The 16,701-nt window shown below is 60.1% G+C and carries 9 protein-coding genes and 3 pseudogenes; 5 read left to right on the forward strand and 7 right to left on the reverse strand.

Features of this window, described 5'->3' with window-relative positions:
- Positions 1 to 52 precede the first annotated feature (52 nt).
- The 3 genes from J2Y39_RS19545 to putP form a co-directional block, all read right to left on the reverse strand.
- Complete coding sequence (locus J2Y39_RS19545) at positions 53 to 766, reverse strand: DUF4123 domain-containing protein (RefSeq protein ID WP_310219256.1); 714 nt, start codon at positions 764 to 766, stop codon at positions 53 to 55.
- Entirely contained in the window at positions 756 to 2,771 is a 2,016-nt protein-coding gene (tssI, locus tag J2Y39_RS19550) for a type VI secretion system tip protein TssI/VgrG (RefSeq protein ID WP_310219257.1), read from the reverse strand. The genes J2Y39_RS19545 and tssI overlap by 11 nt, the downstream gene beginning before the upstream one ends.
- 350 nt (positions 2,772 to 3,121) lie before the next feature.
- Entirely contained in the window at positions 3,122 to 4,606 is a 1,485-nt protein-coding gene (putP, locus tag J2Y39_RS19555) for a sodium/proline symporter PutP (protein ID WP_252877305.1), read from the reverse strand.
- 458 nt (positions 4,607 to 5,064) lie between these two features.
- Between putP and putA the strand changes: the two genes are divergently transcribed.
- Together putA and J2Y39_RS19565 are read left to right on the forward strand one after the other, a co-directional pair.
- Complete coding sequence (gene putA / locus J2Y39_RS19560) at positions 5,065 to 9,018, forward strand: trifunctional transcriptional regulator/proline dehydrogenase/L-glutamate gamma-semialdehyde dehydrogenase (RefSeq protein ID WP_217851110.1); 3,954 nt, start codon at positions 5,065 to 5,067, stop codon at positions 9,016 to 9,018.
- 312 nt (positions 9,019 to 9,330) lie between these two features.
- On the forward strand, positions 9,331 to 11,133 hold the full coding sequence (locus tag J2Y39_RS19565) for an acyl-CoA dehydrogenase (protein WP_310219260.1): 1,803 nt from the start codon (positions 9,331 to 9,333) through the stop codon (positions 11,131 to 11,133).
- Between the two features lie 201 nt (positions 11,134 to 11,334).
- Here the strand turns inward: J2Y39_RS19565 and J2Y39_RS26560 are convergent, their stop codons facing one another.
- Together J2Y39_RS26560 and J2Y39_RS26565 are read right to left on the reverse strand one after the other, a co-directional pair.
- Positions 11,335 to 12,180, reverse strand: a complete 846-nt coding sequence (locus tag J2Y39_RS26560; protein WP_408005097.1) for a methyl-accepting chemotaxis protein — start codon at positions 12,178 to 12,180, stop codon at positions 11,335 to 11,337.
- Positions 12,181 to 12,201: 21 nt separating this feature from the next.
- Positions 12,202 to 13,272: pseudogene (locus tag J2Y39_RS26565) on the reverse strand (cache domain-containing protein); the annotation flags it as partial.
- 252 nt (positions 13,273 to 13,524) lie between these two features.
- On the opposite strand from J2Y39_RS26565, the gene J2Y39_RS19575 reads away from it, so the two are divergent.
- A complete protein-coding gene (locus J2Y39_RS19575; protein ID WP_056787429.1) occupies positions 13,525 to 13,896 on the forward strand; it encodes a hypothetical protein in 372 nt (123 codons plus the stop codon).
- A gap of 57 nt (positions 13,897 to 13,953) precedes the next feature.
- Here J2Y39_RS19575 and J2Y39_RS19580 read toward each other — a convergent pair whose 3' ends face one another.
- Together J2Y39_RS19580 and J2Y39_RS19585 are read right to left on the reverse strand one after the other, a co-directional pair.
- Positions 13,954 to 14,256, reverse strand: a complete 303-nt coding sequence (locus J2Y39_RS19580) for a cell division protein ZapA (RefSeq protein ID WP_056787426.1) — start codon at positions 14,254 to 14,256, stop codon at positions 13,954 to 13,956.
- Positions 14,253 to 14,483: a hypothetical protein gene (locus J2Y39_RS19585; RefSeq protein WP_122508526.1), complete on the reverse strand. Its 231-nt coding sequence runs from the start codon at positions 14,481 to 14,483 to the stop codon at positions 14,253 to 14,255. The genes J2Y39_RS19580 and J2Y39_RS19585 overlap by 4 nt, the downstream gene beginning before the upstream one ends.
- 343 nt (positions 14,484 to 14,826) lie before the next feature.
- Here J2Y39_RS19585 and J2Y39_RS26570 point away from each other — a divergent pair.
- Positions 14,827 to 15,483 (forward strand): annotated as a pseudogene (locus tag J2Y39_RS26570) (MCP four helix bundle domain-containing protein); the annotation flags it as partial.
- 303 nt (positions 15,484 to 15,786) lie between these two features.
- Positions 15,787 to 16,386 (forward strand): annotated as a pseudogene (locus tag J2Y39_RS26575) (methyl-accepting chemotaxis protein); the annotation flags it as partial.
- Between the last annotated feature and the right edge of the window lie 315 nt (positions 16,387 to 16,701).

Here is a 16,701-nt window from a genome sequence, read left to right on the forward strand (position 1 = left end):
ATGAAAACCGCCGCGATTCGAAGGAAACGTCCGAAGCGTTTGCCCCGAAACTTCACTCTGCCTCTGCCAGCAAAAACTCCAGAAGCGCCGATCGTGACGAATCTTCCGACATCGATAATTTGAAAAACTGCCCGACCTTGCAACGCAGGACCGTCTCGGGAAACGCCTCGAATATGGCCGGTTGCTCCTCGCTCAGCCATTGCAGAGCATTGGCGATGCGTACGCTTGCATCAGTCTGCGCCAACAGCGATTGCGGCACGCTCCACCACGGAAAGACTCGCCCCGAAACCAGCGCACGGCCCCCGATTTCAATGGCTTGGCCATTGATCAAGGCTCGTGAAACGACTGGCAGCAATTGCGCGGAATTGACCTCGTCAGAGTGCAAAAGAGGCAGCAGAAACCGACCATCCCAAAAGCGGAAAAAAACGGTTTTACCGTCCGGCATCAGCACTTGAGTCAGGCTGCGGAAATGTTCGACCAGCACGTCCAGATCTGCCGAAGACACCGCCAACCATCCCCAATCCCGGGATTCTGTTTCCGCCACCCAACGTAAAAACTCACTGTCTGCAGCGACAATTCCCACGTAGGGCATCACCGCGTCCCACTCGGCATAAATGGTTTCGGCCCAGACCGGATTCGCCGTGCCCTGCCAGGCTTTGAAGGCATCGGCGTCGCTGGCGCGGCTGAAAATGGCGAACAGTTGTTCCGACGCATGCAGCGGCTGCCGCGCCAGCCATTGTTCGGGCGTCAATTCCTCACGCTGCACAAACACCATCCTTACAACGCTCACACTCCTCGCAGAATGGCGCATCACCTTTGAGACTCATGATCTGTGCGGCGGTGAGAATCGCCGCCGGCGCAGCGGCCAGTTTCTCCGGCAATCCCGGCACCACCGGCGCAGCGCTGGTCGCCGCCATCGGCGCGCCGCCCACAACAATTGGCACGCTGCTGAAAATTCCGCCGGGACCAATGTTGATCCACTGTCCCCCGGCCTGAATCGTCGCGCTCGCGCCGCCATCAATGACCACTTGCTGGCCTGCGCTGATATGGATCTGCGCCGAGGCGCTGGTGGCCTGGCTGTTCACCCGCACCTGCCGGTCGCCGAGCACGGACAAATGATCATCCTGCCTGACTTCGGTCTGGCGCTGGCCGTGGGTGATGCGTTGCTCGTCGGCCTTGAGTTCATGGCGGGCGGTGCCGGTGACCACCACACTGCGCTGATTATCGACCTGCAGCTGCTGGTCGTTGAGCACATGCTGGGTCCAGTTGCGCTGGGCACGCAGGTAGATTTCCTCGGCGCCCTTTTTGTCCTCGATGCGCAGTTCGTTATAACCGCCACCGCCGGGACTGCTCTGGCTGCGGAAGATACTGCGGGTCTTGTCTGCCGGCAGATCCAGCGGCACCGGGGTCGCCGCATTCGGCAGGCAACCCATGACCAGCGGCTTGTCGGCATCGCCATCAATGAAGCCGACCAAAACTTCCATGCCGACGCGCGGAATCAACACGCTGCCGTAGTGATCGTGAGCCCAACCGGTCGCAACGCGCAGCCAGCAACTGGAGTACTCGTTGAGTTCGCCATCGCGGTCCCAGGCCAGTTGCACCTTGACCCGGCCGTATTCATCGCAATGGATTTCCAGATCTTTCGGGCCGGTGACCACGGCAGGTTGGTAGCCCGACATGCGCGGTTTTTCCAGGCACAGTGCCGGACGAAAGACCACGTCCCACGGCGTGGCAACGAAAGTATTGCGATAACCCTGAAAGGATTCGCCATCGCTGGTCACCGACTCCTCCAGTACCTGCGGCTGGCGGCCGCGATGCTCGATACAGGTGAGTAACCACAGATCATTCCAGTCGCTGCGCGGATGCTCGGTGAGTTGCAGGAAATGTCCGCAGACCAGCGAGGATTCGTCGCTGGTGCCTTCGGCTTGACGGTAATCGGCGACATGACGTTCAAGCGCGCGGCGCGTCAGGCCTTTGCCGGTTTCGCGATCATTGAATTGACCGGGAAAGTGATAGTCCTCCAGCACTGGACGCTGCTCGCCGTCACTGCGACTTTCCAGCGACAGGCGTGGTTTTTCGAAGTTGTAGTCGCGCCGGGTGACGACGCTGGTGCGGGTTTCCACGCGCACATTGAAACGCTGAATCGCCGGCGCGCCCGCCGACATGCCGCTGCCCGGCAGATACAGCGTCGGCTCGGGCAGCTTGGGGAACACGGTCTGGTCGTCGCCGAATACCAGCAAATGGCCTTCGGGGCTGTGTTGAAAGTGGTAATGAATGCCGACTTCGGCACACAGACGCTGGATGAAGGCCAGATCGCTTTCGGCGTATTGCACGCAGTATTCGCGCTCCGGGTATTCGCTGCCCAGGCGAAATTCAAAGGCATCGCGCAGGATCGAATGGTCCTTGAGGATCTGCGTGACAATTTGCGGCACGTTCTGATGCTGAAAAATCCGCTGGTTGATGCGATGCCCCAGATACGTCAGACGCGGGACAAGGCTGAGGTGATAGCGTGTCAGACGTTTCCCGGAATCGCCCTGCCCGACCTGATAAATCTGACCATGAATACCGCAACCCTGAGCATCGAAACTCAGAAACGCCTGACCATGCAGCAGGCTTTCCAGATCCAGGTCCGGCCGCTCGCTGACCAGTTCCAGCTCGAAGCGAAAGGGTTGGCTGATGGCTTCCCTGCCCGTGAACTCAAGGACCTTGAGGTCGTGCCGGGCGCCTTCGAGGGTCAACGTGAAACGCGGTTGATTGGCAGGCGCGAACATCCGATGTCTCTCTGCAGTGTGAGGGCGGGCGATTCTGCATGAGGGGCAAGGGGTGATGAGCAGGTGACGGGAAATTCAGATTTGCCCTACGTGGTTTGCTGAAAGGACCTTGTTAATTCGGCCGTTCGACTACAGACAATTCAATCAAACCTGCCACCCACCCTGTGGGAGCGAGCCTGCTCGCGAAAGCGGCATGTCAGTCGATACATTCATTGAATGATCAATCGCATTCGCGAGCAGGCTCGCTCCCACAATGGATTTCCACAGGATTCGAGAAATCACAGGCCATAAAAAACGGCCCGCCTCCGGTAGGAAACGGGCCGTTTTCATGTGAGCCGCAGCTCAGTCCATCACTTGTTCAGATGGAAATCTTTTTCCGCTGCCTCGAAGCGCTCAACCATGCCGCGAGTCGGTTCACCCGCCTTGCTGACAAAGTAGATGGCCAGGCTGGCGAAGATGAAGCCAGGAATGATTTCGTACAGACCCAGCAGTTCGAAATGCTTCCAGACCACCACGGTGATTGCGCCGACCAGAATACCGGCCAGTGCGCCGTTGCGGGTCATGTCTTTCCAGACGACCGAGATCAGCACCACCGGACCGAACGCAGCACCGAAACCGGCCCAGGCGTAGGACACCAGACCCAGTACGCGGTTTTCCGGGTTGGCAGCCATCGCGATGGCAATCAAGGCTACCAGCAGCACCATGGCACGACCGACCCAGACCAGCTCAAGCTGGGAGGCGGACTTGCGCAGAAAGGTCTTGTAGAAGTCTTCGGTCAGGGCGCTTGAGCACACCAGCAACTGGCAGCTCAGGGTGCTCATTACCGCAGCCAGAATGGCCGACAGCAGCACACCGGCAACCCATGGGTTGAAGAGGATTTTCGCCAGTTCGATGAACACGCGCTCCGGGTTCTCGGTGACCGGACCGGCCACTTCCGGGTGCGCCGAGAAGTAAGCGATACCGAAGAAGCCCACCGCCACGGTGCCGCCCAGGCACAGGATCATCCAGGCCATGGAAATGCGACGCGCCTTGGCGATCGACTTCACCGAATCCGCCGCCATGAAACGCGCGAGGATGTGCGGCTGGCCGAAGTAGCCCAGACCCCAACCCATCAGCGAGATGATGCCAATGAAGGTGGTGCCTTTGAGCATGTCGAAGTTGCTCGGATCCTGCGCTTCGATGGCCAGGAACGTGGTGTCGACGCCGCCGGTGGCCAGCAGGACGATGATCGGCGTAAGGATCAGCGCGAAGATCATCAGGGTCGCTTGTACGGTGTCGGTCCAGCTCACCGCGAGAAAACCGCCGACGAAGGTGTAAGCAATGGTCGCCGCAGCACCGGCCCACAGCGCCGTCTCGTAGGACATGCCAAAGGTGCTTTCGAACAGACGCGCACCGGCGACGATGCCGGAGGCGCAGTAGATGGTGAAGAACACCAGAATCACCACCGCCGAGATAATCCGCAGCAAGCCGCTTTTATCTTCGAAACGGCTGGAGAAGTAGTCCGGCAGAGTCAGTGCATCGCCGTTGTGCTCGGTCTGCACCCGCAGACGGCCGGCGACGAACAGCCAGTTCAGGTAGGCACCGACGATCAGGCCGATGGCGATCCAGCTTTCAGACAGACCGGACATGTAGATGGCGCCCGGCAGGCCCATCAGCAACCAGCCGCTCATGTCGGAGGCACCGGCAGACAGCGCGGTGACGACGCTGCCGAGGCTGCGACCACCGAGAATATAGTCAGAAAGGTTGTTGGTGGAGCGATAGGCCATCAAGCCGATCAGCACCATTGCTGCGATGTAGATCACGAATGTGATCAGGGTTGGATTGCTTACGCTCATTGAGTTACGCCCTGGCTTTGTTTTTATGTAGCGGCGGTAGTGAACCGCTCGCAAACGACGACGTTTGGCAGACGATCCGGGATCCCGCGCATTTAAGACTGATGTTTCCCCAGGAAAGCCATCAGCCGGTACACCGGGTTATTCCCGGTTGCACCTTGGCGGCGAATGCTATGCAACAAAGCAAATAAGGTGCAACCAGTTTCGCGAGAATTAGTTGCACCCAGTCGGATTAATCGACGATCACCCCGTTTTTGCTCCCTTTTGTGGCAGTCACGCCTCTTTGCTAGAAGCAAAAGCACCAAGCAGGAGCAGCACTTTCGTACCAGAAATTATTTCCTGACGAGCTGCGTATTATTCCGGCAAAAAAAGGGTTGCACCCGGTTGCACCTCATTCAGCGCACGGCTAATCTTGCGGCCAGCTGATGCCACGCAACTGTGGCAACCATGAGGATAAAAATATGGCTACCACCACCCTTGGGGTCAAACTCGATGACCCGACCCGCGAGCGCCTGAAGGCTGCCGCAACCTCGATTGATCGCACGCCGCACTGGCTGATCAAGCAGGCAATTTTCAATTACCTGGAAAAACTCGAGGGTGGTGCAACCCTGACCGAGTTGAACGGTTTGACCGCCAAAGACGCCGATGACGCAGGCGAAGTGCAGACCGATCACGCTCACCAATGCTTCCTCGAATTCGCTGAAAGCATCCTCCCGCAATCGGTGCTGCGCGCTTCGATCACCGCTGCTTACCGCCGCCCTGAGCCGGAAGTGGTGCCAATGCTGATCGAGCAGGCACGCCTGCCGGCACCGATGGCCGAAGCCACCAACAAGCTCGCGGCGACCATCGCCGAAAAACTGCGTAACCAGAAAAGTGCCGGCGGTCGTGCCGGTATTGTTCAGGGTCTGTTGCAGGAATTCTCCTTGTCGTCCCAGGAAGGCGTGGCTCTGATGTGCCTGGCCGAAGCGCTGCTGCGCATCCCGGACAAAGGCACCCGCGATGCGCTGATCCGCGACAAGATCAGCACCGGCAACTGGCATCCGCACCTGGGCAACAGCCCTTCGCTGTTCGTCAACGCTGCGACCTGGGGTCTGCTGCTGACTGGCAAACTGGTCTCCACCCACAACGAAGCCGGCCTGACCTCGTCGCTGAGCCGCATCATCGGCAAGAGCGGCGAGCCGATGATCCGCAAGGGCGTCGACATGGCCATGCGCCTGATGGGCGAGCAGTTCGTTACCGGCGAAACCATCGCCGAAGCACTGGCCAATGCGAGCAAGTTCGAAGCCAAAGGCTTCCGCTATTCCTACGACATGCTCGGTGAAGCGGCACTCACCGAAGTCGACGCACAGAAATACCTGGCCTCGTACGAACAGGCGATCCACTCGATCGGCAAAGCGTCCCACGGCCGTGGGATTTATGAAGGCCCGGGCATCTCCATCAAGCTCTCGGCGCTGCACCCGCGCTACAGCCGTGCGCAGTACGAGCGCGTGATGGACGAGCTGTATCCGCGCCTGCTGTCGCTGACCCTGCTGGCCAAGCAATACGACATCGGCCTGAACATCGACGCCGAAGAAGCCGACCGCCTCGAGCTGTCGTTGGATCTGCTTGAGCGCCTGTGCTTCGAGCCGCAGCTGACTGGCTGGAACGGCATCGGTTTCGTCATCCAGGCTTACCAGAAGCGTTGCCCGTACGTGATCGACTACGTGATCGATCTGGCCCGCCGCAGCCGCCATCGCCTGATGATCCGCCTGGTAAAAGGCGCGTACTGGGACAGCGAAATCAAGCGCGCCCAGGTTGAAGGCCTGGAAGGCTATCCGGTCTACACCCGCAAGGTGTACACCGACGTTTCCTACATTGCTTGCGCACGCAAACTGCTGTCGGTGCCGGAAGTCATCTACCCGCAATTCGCCACCCACAACGCCCACACCCTGTCGGCGATCTACCACATCGCCGGTCAGAACTATTACCCGGGCCAGTACGAGTTCCAGTGCCTGCACGGCATGGGCGAACCGCTCTACGAACAGGTTGTAGGCAAGGTTTCCGAGGGCAAGCTGAACCGTCCGTGCCGCGTGTACGCACCGGTCGGCACCCACGAAACCCTGCTGGCGTACCTCGTGCGTCGTCTGCTGGAAAACGGCGCCAACACCTCGTTCGTCAACCGTATCGCCGACCAGTCGATTTCGATTCAGGAACTGGTGGCCGATCCGGTGGCACAGATCGAGCAGATGGCCACCGTCGAAGGCGGTTTCGGCCTGCCGCACCCGCGCATTCCGCTGCCGCGTGACCTGTACGGTGCCGAGCGTGCCAACTCCAGCGGCATCGACATGGCCAACGAACATCGTCTGGCCTCGCTGTCCTGCGCCCTGCTCGCCACCGCGCACAACGACTGGAAAGCCGCGCCGATGCTCGGTTGCGCGTCCAGCAACGAAACGCCGGTCGCCGTGCTGAACCCGTCCGATCACCGCGATGTGGTCGGTCATGTTCAAGAAGCTACCGTTGAAGATGTCGACAGCGCCATTCAATGCGCGCTGAACGCCGCGCCGATCTGGCAGGCCACCCCGCCGGCCGAACGTGCTGCGATCCTGGAACGTGCCGCTGACTTGATGGAAGGCGAGATCCAGCCGCTGATGGGCCTGTTGGCTCGCGAAGCCGGCAAGACCTACGCCAACGCCATCGCCGAAGTCCGCGAAGCCGTCGACTTCCTGCGTTATTACGCAGTGCAGGCGCGCAACGATTTCAGCAACGACGCCCACCGCCCACTGGGCCCGGTGGTGTGCATCAGCCCGTGGAACTTCCCGCTGGCAATCTTCAGCGGCCAGGTCGCTGCGGCATTGGCTGCCGGTAATCCGGTACTGGCCAAACCGGCCGAGCAGACTCCGCTGGTAGCGGCTCAGGCTGTGCGCCTGATGCTCGAAGCCGGCATCCCGGAAGGCGTGCTGCAACTGCTGCCGGGGCGCGGTGAAACCGTCGGCGCCGGTCTGGTCGGTGACGAGCGCGTCAAAGGCGTGATGTTCACCGGTTCCACCGAAGTCGCGCGCTTGCTGCAACGCAACATCGCTGGCCGTCTCGACAGCCAGGGCCGTCCGATTCCGCTGATCGCCGAAACCGGTGGCCAGAACGCGATGATCGTCGATTCCTCGGCTTTGACTGAACAAGTCGTGATCGACGTAGTGTCGTCGGCCTTCGACAGCGCCGGTCAGCGCTGCTCGGCGTTGCGCGTGCTGTGCCTGCAGGAAGATTCCGCCGATCGCGTCATCGAAATGCTCAAGGGTGCCATGGCCGAAAGCCGTCTCGGCAACCCCGAGCGTCTGTCCGTGGACATCGGCCCGGTGATCGACGCCGAAGCCAAGGCCGGTATCGACAAGCATATCCAGGGTATGCGCGATAAGGGTCGCAATGTTTACCAGGTGGCGATTGCCGACAGCGAAGAGATCAAGCGCGGCACCTTCGTCATGCCGACCCTGATCGAGCTGGAAAGCTTCGACGAACTGCAACGCGAAATCTTCGGCCCGGTACTGCACGTGGTGCGCTACAAGCGCAAAGAGCTGGATCAACTGATCGGCCAGATCAACGCCTCCGGTTATGGCCTGACGCTGGGCGTGCACACGCGCATCGACGAGACCATCGCCAAGGTGATCGACAACGTCAACGCCGGTAACGTCTACGTCAACCGCAACATCGTCGGTGCCGTGGTCGGCGTGCAGCCATTCGGCGGCGAAGGCCTGTCGGGTACTGGCCCGAAAGCCGGCGGCCCGCTGTATCTGTACCGTTTGCTGTCGACGCGTCCTAGCGACGCCATCGAGCAATCCTTCGCTCGCGGTGACGCCATCGTCGCCCCGGACGTGCGCTTGCGCGATGCCATGAGCCAATCGTTGAACGCTCTGAAAGCCTGGGCCGACAACAACAAGTTCGCCGATCTGAGCACCCTGTGCGTGCAATACGCAGCACAATCGCAGAGCGGCATCACCCGCGTGCTGGCTGGCCCGACCGGCGAGAAAAACAGCTACGCCATTCTGCCGCGCGAACACGTGCTGTGCCTGGCGGAAGTTGAAGGTGATCTGCTGACGCAACTGGCGGCGGTGCTGGCGGTTGGCGGTTCGGCGGTGTGGCCGGAAACCGAGCTGACCAAGGCGTTGCTCGCCCGTCTGCCGAAGGAAGTCCAGGCGCGGATCAAACGCGTTGCCGACTGGAACAAGGACGAAGTGGTGTTCGATGCCGTGCTGCATCACGGCCACTCCGACCAGTTGCGCGGCGTCTGCCAGCAGATCGCCCAGCGTGGCGGCGCGATCGTTGGCGTTCAGGGACTGTCCCAAGGCGAGACCAACATTGCCCTGGAGCGCCTGGTGATCGAGCGGGCATTGAGCGTGAACACCGCTGCGGCGGGGGGTAACGCCAGCTTGATGACGATCGGTTAAACCGCTGTAAATCCAGGCGACCGCAATGGTCGCCTGGTACGCAATACTCTGTGGGAGCGAGCCTGCTCGCGAAGACGGCGTTTCAGTCGACATCAATGTTGCCTGACCCACCGCTTTCGCGAGCAGGCTCGCTTCCACAGAAGATCAAAAGATCGCAGCCTTCGGCAGCTCCTACAGGGAAACGCATTCCAAATGTAGGAGCTGCCGAAGGCTGCGATCTTTTGCTTCTGCATCACTCTCATCAATCATCCTATCCAGCCTCTATTCCACCGCCTTAGACTCGGTCCACCCCCAATTTCCAGGTAGGCCGCCATGTCCGAGACGCTGCTCAGTTCCCGCAATCTGGCTTTCGAGCTGTATGAAGTCCTTGATGCCGAGGGCCTGACCCGGCGTGAGCGCTTTGCCGAGCACAACCGCGAAACCTTCGACGCCGCCATCGGCACCGCGCGCAACATCGCCGAGAAGTACTTTGCGCCGCACAACCGCAAGGGCGACGAGAACGAGCCGCGCTACGAGGATGGTAAGGCGATCCTGATTCCTGAAGTGAAACCGGCGGTGGATGCCTTCCTTGAGGCCGGATTCCTTAACGCAGCGCGAAGTTTCGACGCCGGCGGTATGCAATTGCCGACCCTGCTGTCGCAAGCCTGCTTCGCGCATTTCCAGTCCGCCAACGCAGCTTCGACGTCCTACCCGTTCCTGACCATGGGCGCGGCCAACCTGATCGAGAGCTTTGGCAGCGAAGAGCAGAAACAGCGCTTCCTGCAACCGATGATCGACGGACGTTTCTTCGGCACCATGGCCCTGACCGAGCCCCATGCCGGTTCATCGCTGTCGGACATTCGTACCCGCGCCGAGCCTGCGTCCGACGGCACCTATCGCCTGAAGGGCAACAAGATCTTCATTTCCGGCGGCGATCATCCGCTGTCGGAAAACATCGTACACATGGTGCTCGCCAAACTGCCGGACGCACCGCCGGGGGTGAAAGGTATTTCGCTGTTTATCGTGCCGAAGTTTCTGGTCAACGACGACGGCAGCCTCGGCCAGCGCAACGACGTGCTGCTCGCCGGCTTGTTCCACAAGATGGGCTGGCGCGGCACCACATCGACGGCGCTGAACTTCGGCGATAACGGCGAGTGTGTCGGCTATCTGGTGGGCAAACCGCACCATGGTTTGAGCTACATGTTCCAGATGATGAACGAAGCGCGGATCGGCGTCGGCATGGGCGCGGTCATGCTCGGTTATGCCGGTTACCTGTATTCACTGGAATATGCGCGTGAGCGGCCGCAGGGTCGGGTGCCGGACAGCAAGGATCCGACCACGGCGCCGGTGGCGATCATTCAGCACGCGGACGTCAGACGCATGCTGCTGACGCAGAAATCCTACGTCGAAGGGGCATTTGACCTCGGCCTGTATGCCGCGCGGTTGTTCGATGACACCACCACGCTGGAAACCGAAGCCGAACGCAAACAGGCTCATGAACTGTTGGACTTGCTGACACCGATCGTCAAATCCTGGCCTTCGGAGTTTTGCCTGAAGGCCAACGAACTGGCGATCCAGATTCTTGGCGGCCACGGCTACACCCGTGAGTACCCGGTGGAGCAGTACTATCGCGACAACCGCTTGAATCCGATCCACGAAGGCACCCACGGCATCCAGTCGCTGGATTTGCTCGGGCGCAAACTGGCGCAGAACGGTGGCGCCGGTCTCAAGCAGCTGATTCGATTGATCGCCAACACGGCCGAACGTGCCACTGCATACGATTCGTTGACCACCCTGCGCGAACCGCTGGAAAAACTCGTTGCCCGCCTGCAAACCGTGACCATCGGCCTGCTCACCGATCTGGCCCAAGGCAAGGTCAACAGCAGCCTGGCGAACTCGGCGCTGTACCTGAAAGTGTTCGGCCACGCAGTGATCGGCTGGCGCTGGCTGGAGCAGGCGATCCGCGCCGAGGAAGGCCTGGCCAAAGGGAATGCTGCAGATGTCGACTTCTATAAGGGCAAGTTGCAGGCGGCGCGGTATTTCCTGACATGGGAAGTGCCAGGTTGCCAGCATGAGCTGGACTTGCTGGAGGCGCGGGATGATACGTGTCTGGGGATGCGGGATGCGTGGTTCTGAAACGCTACCCTCACCCCAGCCCTCTCCCGGAGGGAGAGGGGGCCGAATGGGGGATATTCAAGAAGTACGCCGACCTGAAAGGGCCTTGCCGGATCCATAATCGACTGGTGTTTTCAGGTCGACGTATAGCGATAGACGCCTCGGTCAGTCCCCTCTCCCTCCGGGAGAGGGCTAGGGTGAGGGGCTTTTCAGGTCTGATACTCAACTCAGTTTGAACCCACCCATCTGCCGCGCCAGATCATCCGCCAGCCGCTGCAACATCTGACAATCCTCACGACACGCACGAACCTCCCCCGCCGTCGCCCGCGCCAGATCGGAAATCCCCTGCACGTTGCGGTTGATCTCTTCAGTCACCGCGGACTGCTCTTCGGTTGCCGTCGCCACCTGATGGTTCATATCGCTGATGCGCTCGACCTGGCCGGTGATCGCCGTCAGCGACGCGCCGGTCCGCTGGCTCGATTCAACCCCGGTGCCGGTCGCGGCCTGGCCGGTGCGCATCGATGACACGGCGTTTTCCGCGCCTTGCTTGAGGCTGCCAATCATCAGTTGAATTTCGTCGGTCGAGGCCTGGGTCCTGCGCGCGAGGGTGCGCACTTCATCGGCGACCACCGCGAAGCCGCGGCCCATGTCGCCAGCGCGGGCGGCTTCGATGGCGGCGTTGAGTGCCAGCAGATTGGTCTGTTCGGAAACGCCACGAATCACCGCCAGCACCGAATCAATCGACGCCACTTGCTGCGCCAGCTCACCCACCGCCCCTGCCGCCACGCCGATCTCATCGGACATGCTCTCGATATGACGGATCGAGCCACCAACCACTTCCCGTGCCTGCAACGCCTCATCGCGCGCGGTTTGCGAGGCAAGCGCGGCGTTGCCAGCGTTCTGCGCGATTTCCTGCACGGTCAGGCCCATTTCGTGGACGGCGGTGGCTACCATGTCGGTCATTTCCTGCTGCCGGCCGGAACGCTCGGCGGTGTTGTCCACCACCTTCGCCACTTGCCCCACGGCTGTGCGCAGGCGCTCGCTGGTGGTCAGCACTTCGCCGATCATCGCGCGCTGGCTGTCGAGGAAACGATTGAAGCCGCGCGCGAGGTCGCCGAGCTCATCGGCACGACTGGAATCTAACCGGTGAGTCAAATCTCCACCACCGCTACCGATGGCCACCAGCGCTCGTGTTACTTGTCGAATCGGTCGCACCAGCCCCTGCGCCAGCCACACCACCAACGCCAGGCAGACCAGCGCCACCACCAGACCGATGCCGCCGCTCATCCACATCGCTTTCCGTGCTTCGGCGTAGATCTGCGACTGCGGCACTTCGGCCACCAGGGTCCAGCCGAGATCGCGCAGCGGCAGGCTGAAGGCGAGGAAGTCTTCACCGTCGCGCTGGAAGCTGCTGTTGACCGCGTCCTTGTGCCCCATCAGCGCTTGCGCCGCGTTGGCGCCGATCTGCTCGGTCAAGGTGCGTTTGCCGCTGAACTGCGCTTCAGGATGGACCTGAATCAAACCATCGGAACGCACGAGATAGACCTTGCCGCGCTCGCCGAAACTGAAGTTGTGAATCAGCTCCGACAGCTCTTTCATGCTCAGCCCCAGCCCGGCGACACCGACGACTTTGCCGGCCTGCTCGACCTTCAGATCGATGAACAAGGCCAGCTCGCCCGTGGCGCCGTCGTTGTCGATGTTCAGCGTGCGCGGCTGATTGCTGTCGAGAAAGGAATAGAACCAGGCGTCGGCCGGTTTCGCGCGACTGAGGGTGCGATCGAGGCCTTTTTCGGTGATGTAATGATTGGATTCGGTGCCGATGATCAACGCGGTAAAGGCTTTGTGTTCAGCGCGGATGCCTTCCAGATATTGCGCGAAAAGCGCGGTTTTGCGGCTGTCTTCGCCGGATGCCAGCCAGTCACGCACCATGCTGTTGCTGGCGATGTCCTTGGCGGCGGTGAGTGGCTGGACGAGGATGCGTTCGATATCGTTGCGCGTCGCTTCAATGCTCGACGGCAGCGCCTGTTCGACCAGATAGCTCTGGGCGAGGCGGTTGACCACCAGGGTATAAATGCCAACCACAATCACGATGCTGATCAGCAGGGCCGCGCCCATGCCGAGAATCAACTGCCACTGAATACTGCGTCGCCACCACTGCATGGAGCACCCCCGAAGAATAAGAGCCTGAACCACTGCAACAGCCGTGCCGATTGTATACAAAGAGCATCAGAATAAAACACAACCTTCGGTACAGCCGTATCCTTACAAGCAAGAAGCTGGCCGTTATATCGAGGGATTCACTGTCAAGTCTGACAGGTTACAACTTGCATCGGGTGGCTTAGATTCGCGGTTTCACGTCTGTGACAAGCATCCGCGTCGCAGATCCAAGCCGTCCATCGCAGGAGAAAGAACATGACTGACACCGGTCCACGAGAGAATTTTGTTCAGGCAATGGCTGACAACGATACGTTTGTTAAATCGGCGCTCATTGGCGACTTTGTCGGGAGCTCGACTTCTCAATCGATGATTATTCGCAGGCACTTCACCGAGGTCATGGTTTTCCCGGTAATCCATTACAAAATTACGATCACCACCCTCGCAGGCACGACGTACAGCACAGTTCAGCCAATTCCGTCGGCAGAATATATCTACCTGCTTTCCAAGGGTGATGAAGTGACGATCGAAAATACTACCTATAGAGTTTCCCACTCAGAGTTCATCAAGCAATCCGATGGAGAATGGACAACAAAAGTCTACTGGCAGCCAATACTCCAAGCCTCATAGCAACAAGACCTCAGCATGTTCAGCGCCTCAATGTACCGAGGCGCTGCGAAAAGCGAGTCAACCCTGACTGATCGTCTTGGCAATGGTGTCGACCGTGGCGCTGACTTGCTCTTGATAACGGTCGAGTTCTTCCTGGTGCTGTTTCTTCATTTCGATCTGCTGCGAGCACAGATTCATCGCCGCCAGCACCAGCAAACGGTCGCCGATCAGCGTCGGGTATTTGCGCTTGGTGTCTTCCAGCGCTGCCTTGAGCATCATCGCCGCGTCCAGCAGGGTCTGTTCTTCCCCGGCCGGTGCCTTGATCGAATAGTCCTCGCCGAGAATGGAGATGACTTTTACCCCTGCTGTGCCGTGGTTCATGCGCTGACAGGACCGGCATTGACGCGATCAACCAGCGCCTGGATACGCGCGGCGGTGGCGCCGTGTTTTTCTTCCTGCTCCATCAGGTTCAGTTGCAGGCTTTCGTTTTCATCCTTGGCCTGGGCCAGTTCCGTGGACAGGGTCTGGTTGGTCTGCAGCAAGGTCTGGTTCTGTTGCACCAGGTCGCTGACGAGCTGTTCCAATTGGCTGAGGGATGCTTCCAACATTTTGATCTTCCAAGCGTTTTTCAAAGGGCGCGTACGATAAAGAAAAGTCACCACGGATGCCAGGGTTAACCTGGCGCAAGGCCTTGATTTTCCTGGGTGGCGAAGCTTCTCGCGAGTTTAAAAGACTGTGATTGGTCGATCTGGTTCCTGCACTTCGTCGCTCAAGCCTGTCTGCGACAAATACGCACACCACCTCAAGACTTTAGTCGTATGACCGATAAGTCACCCATACAGCAGTCTCAGCCCGCATGGATGCGGCCCTTTTCGGTATCCGCCCATGTCCCTTCGCAATATGAATATCGCCCCACGGGCGTTCACCGGTTTCGCCCTGATCGGCGGCCTGATGTTGATCCTCGGCGTGTTTGCACTGAACCAGATGAGCAAGATCCGCGCGGCCGGCGAAGACATCGCCACCGCCAGCGTGCCGTCGATCAAGGCTCTGGACGAATTCACCCAACTGACCCTGCGCCTGCGCGTGCTCTCCTATCGTTTGCTGATCAACCGCGAACCCGACGTGCAGCAGAAAACCATCGAACTGTTCGACCTGCGCAATCGCCAGATCGCCGATGCGCAACGCGCATACGAGCCACTGATCGAAGGCCCGCAGGAACGTGCGGCGTACGATCAGTACGTGCAATTGCTGGCGCAGTACCGTCAGCTCGAAGAGCGGATGAAAACCCTGTCGCGCAACAATCAGATCGACGAGTTGCGGCAGATGCTCAACAGCGATTTGCTGAGCAATTCGGAAGCGGTGAATACCGCGCTGGCGCGCTTGCTGGAGATCAACACCCAGCAGATCGCCGAAACCGACCAGGGCGCGAAGGATCAGTATTCGATGTCGTTCAATCTGGTGGTGACCTTGCTGGTGATCGCCAGCGGCCTGACCCTGCTGTTCGCCTGGTTGCTGACCGTGAGCATTACCAAGCCGATTTCCAAGGCACTGGAGGCGGCGGAAACCATCGCCGAAGGCAACCTGACCCAGCCGATCCATGTCGATGGCGAAGATGAAGCCGGGCGCTTGCTGGCGGCGATGGGGAAGATGCAATCGAAGCTGCGCGATACCCTGCAGCGCATCTCCGGTTCGGCCACACAGCTTGCGTCTGCCGCAGAAGAGCTGAACAGCGTCACCGATGAAAGTGCTCGCGGCCTGACCCAGCAGAACAACGAAATCGAGCAGGCGGCCACTGCCGTGAACGAGATGACCAGCGCCGTCGAAGAAGTCGCGCGCAACGCGGTCAGCACTTCGGAAGCCTCGAAAAACGCCACCACTTCGGCGGGCGACGGTCGTGATCTGGTGCAGGAAACCGTCAGTGCCATCGAACGCATGAGCGCCGATGTGCAGAGCACCGCTTCGCTGATCGGCGACCTGGCCAATGAATCCCGCGACATCGGCAAGGTGCTCGACGTGATCCGTGGCCTCGCCGACCAGACCAACCTGCTGGCATTGAACGCAGCGATCGAAGCGGCCCGTGCCGGTGAGGCCGGTCGTGGTTTCGCCGTAGTGGCCGACGAAGTGCGCGCCCTGGCCCATCGCACCCAGCAGTCGACCAGCGAAATCGAGCGGATGATCGGCAGCATCCAGAGCGGCACCGAGCATGCCGTGGATTCGATGCGCAACAGCACCGAGCGCGCCGAGTCGACGCTCAACATCGCCCGTGGCGCCGGGATGTCGCTGGACACGATCAACAGCGCCATCGTCGAAATCAACGAGCGCAACCTGGTCATCGCCAGCGCTGCCGAAGAGCAGGCGCAGGTGGCGCGGGAAGTCGATCGCAATCTTGTCAACATCCGCGATCTGTCGGTGCAGTCGGCGACCGGCGCCAATCAGACCAGCGCGGCGAGCAATGAGCTGTCGCGCCTGGCGCTGGATCTGAACAACATGGTTGGGCGGTTCAGCCTCTAAGATCAAAGGCTACCCCCCTCACCCCAGCCCTCTCCCCCAAGGGGGCGAGGGGGAAAGGGAGCAGATTGAGGGCCTTTCAGATTTTGAGTTCGGCTCGATATTGCAAGTCGGTGTAACCTGCACAAACACCTCGGTCAGTCCCCTCTCCCTCCGGGAGAGGGCTAGGGTGAGGGCCGCAATCCTCCGCCTGCCGCAAAACCTGATGCACCCTGAAAACCTTTTTGACAGCATCACATTTCAACAGGTTAGAATCGCTGGCACGCAGACTGCATGGTCAGTTTGTGCCCCCGTCTTTACGCTTCTGGAGTACTGCCT

Source organism: Pseudomonas sp. 2957, assembly GCF_031456345.1.
Taxonomy (GTDB): Bacteria; Pseudomonadota; Gammaproteobacteria; order Pseudomonadales; family Pseudomonadaceae; genus Aquipseudomonas; species Aquipseudomonas siliginis.

Bases quoted from the DNA above. Each gene is read 5' to 3' on its own strand.
- J2Y39_RS19565 (WP_310219260.1), top strand. From the start codon at position 9,331: ATGTCCGAGACGCTGCTCAGTTCCCGCAATCTGGCTTTCGAGCTGTAT.
- tssI (WP_310219257.1), bottom strand. From the start codon at position 2,771: ATGTTCGCGCCTGCCAATCAACCGCGTTTCACGTTGACCCTCGAAGGC.
- putA (WP_217851110.1), top strand. From the start codon at position 5,065: ATGGCTACCACCACCCTTGGGGTCAAACTCGATGACCCGACCCGCGAG.
- J2Y39_RS19580 (WP_056787426.1), bottom strand. From the start codon at position 14,256: ATGAACCACGGCACAGCAGGGGTAAAAGTCATCTCCATTCTCGGCGAG.
- J2Y39_RS26560 (WP_408005097.1), bottom strand. From the start codon at position 12,180: ATGATCGGCGAAGTGCTGACCACCAGCGAGCGCCTGCGCACAGCCGTG.
- putP (WP_252877305.1), bottom strand. From the start codon at position 4,606: ATGAGCGTAAGCAATCCAACCCTGATCACATTCGTGATCTACATCGCA.
- J2Y39_RS19585 (WP_122508526.1), bottom strand. From the start codon at position 14,483: ATGTTGGAAGCATCCCTCAGCCAATTGGAACAGCTCGTCAGCGACCTG.
- J2Y39_RS19575 (WP_056787429.1), top strand. From the start codon at position 13,525: ATGACTGACACCGGTCCACGAGAGAATTTTGTTCAGGCAATGGCTGAC.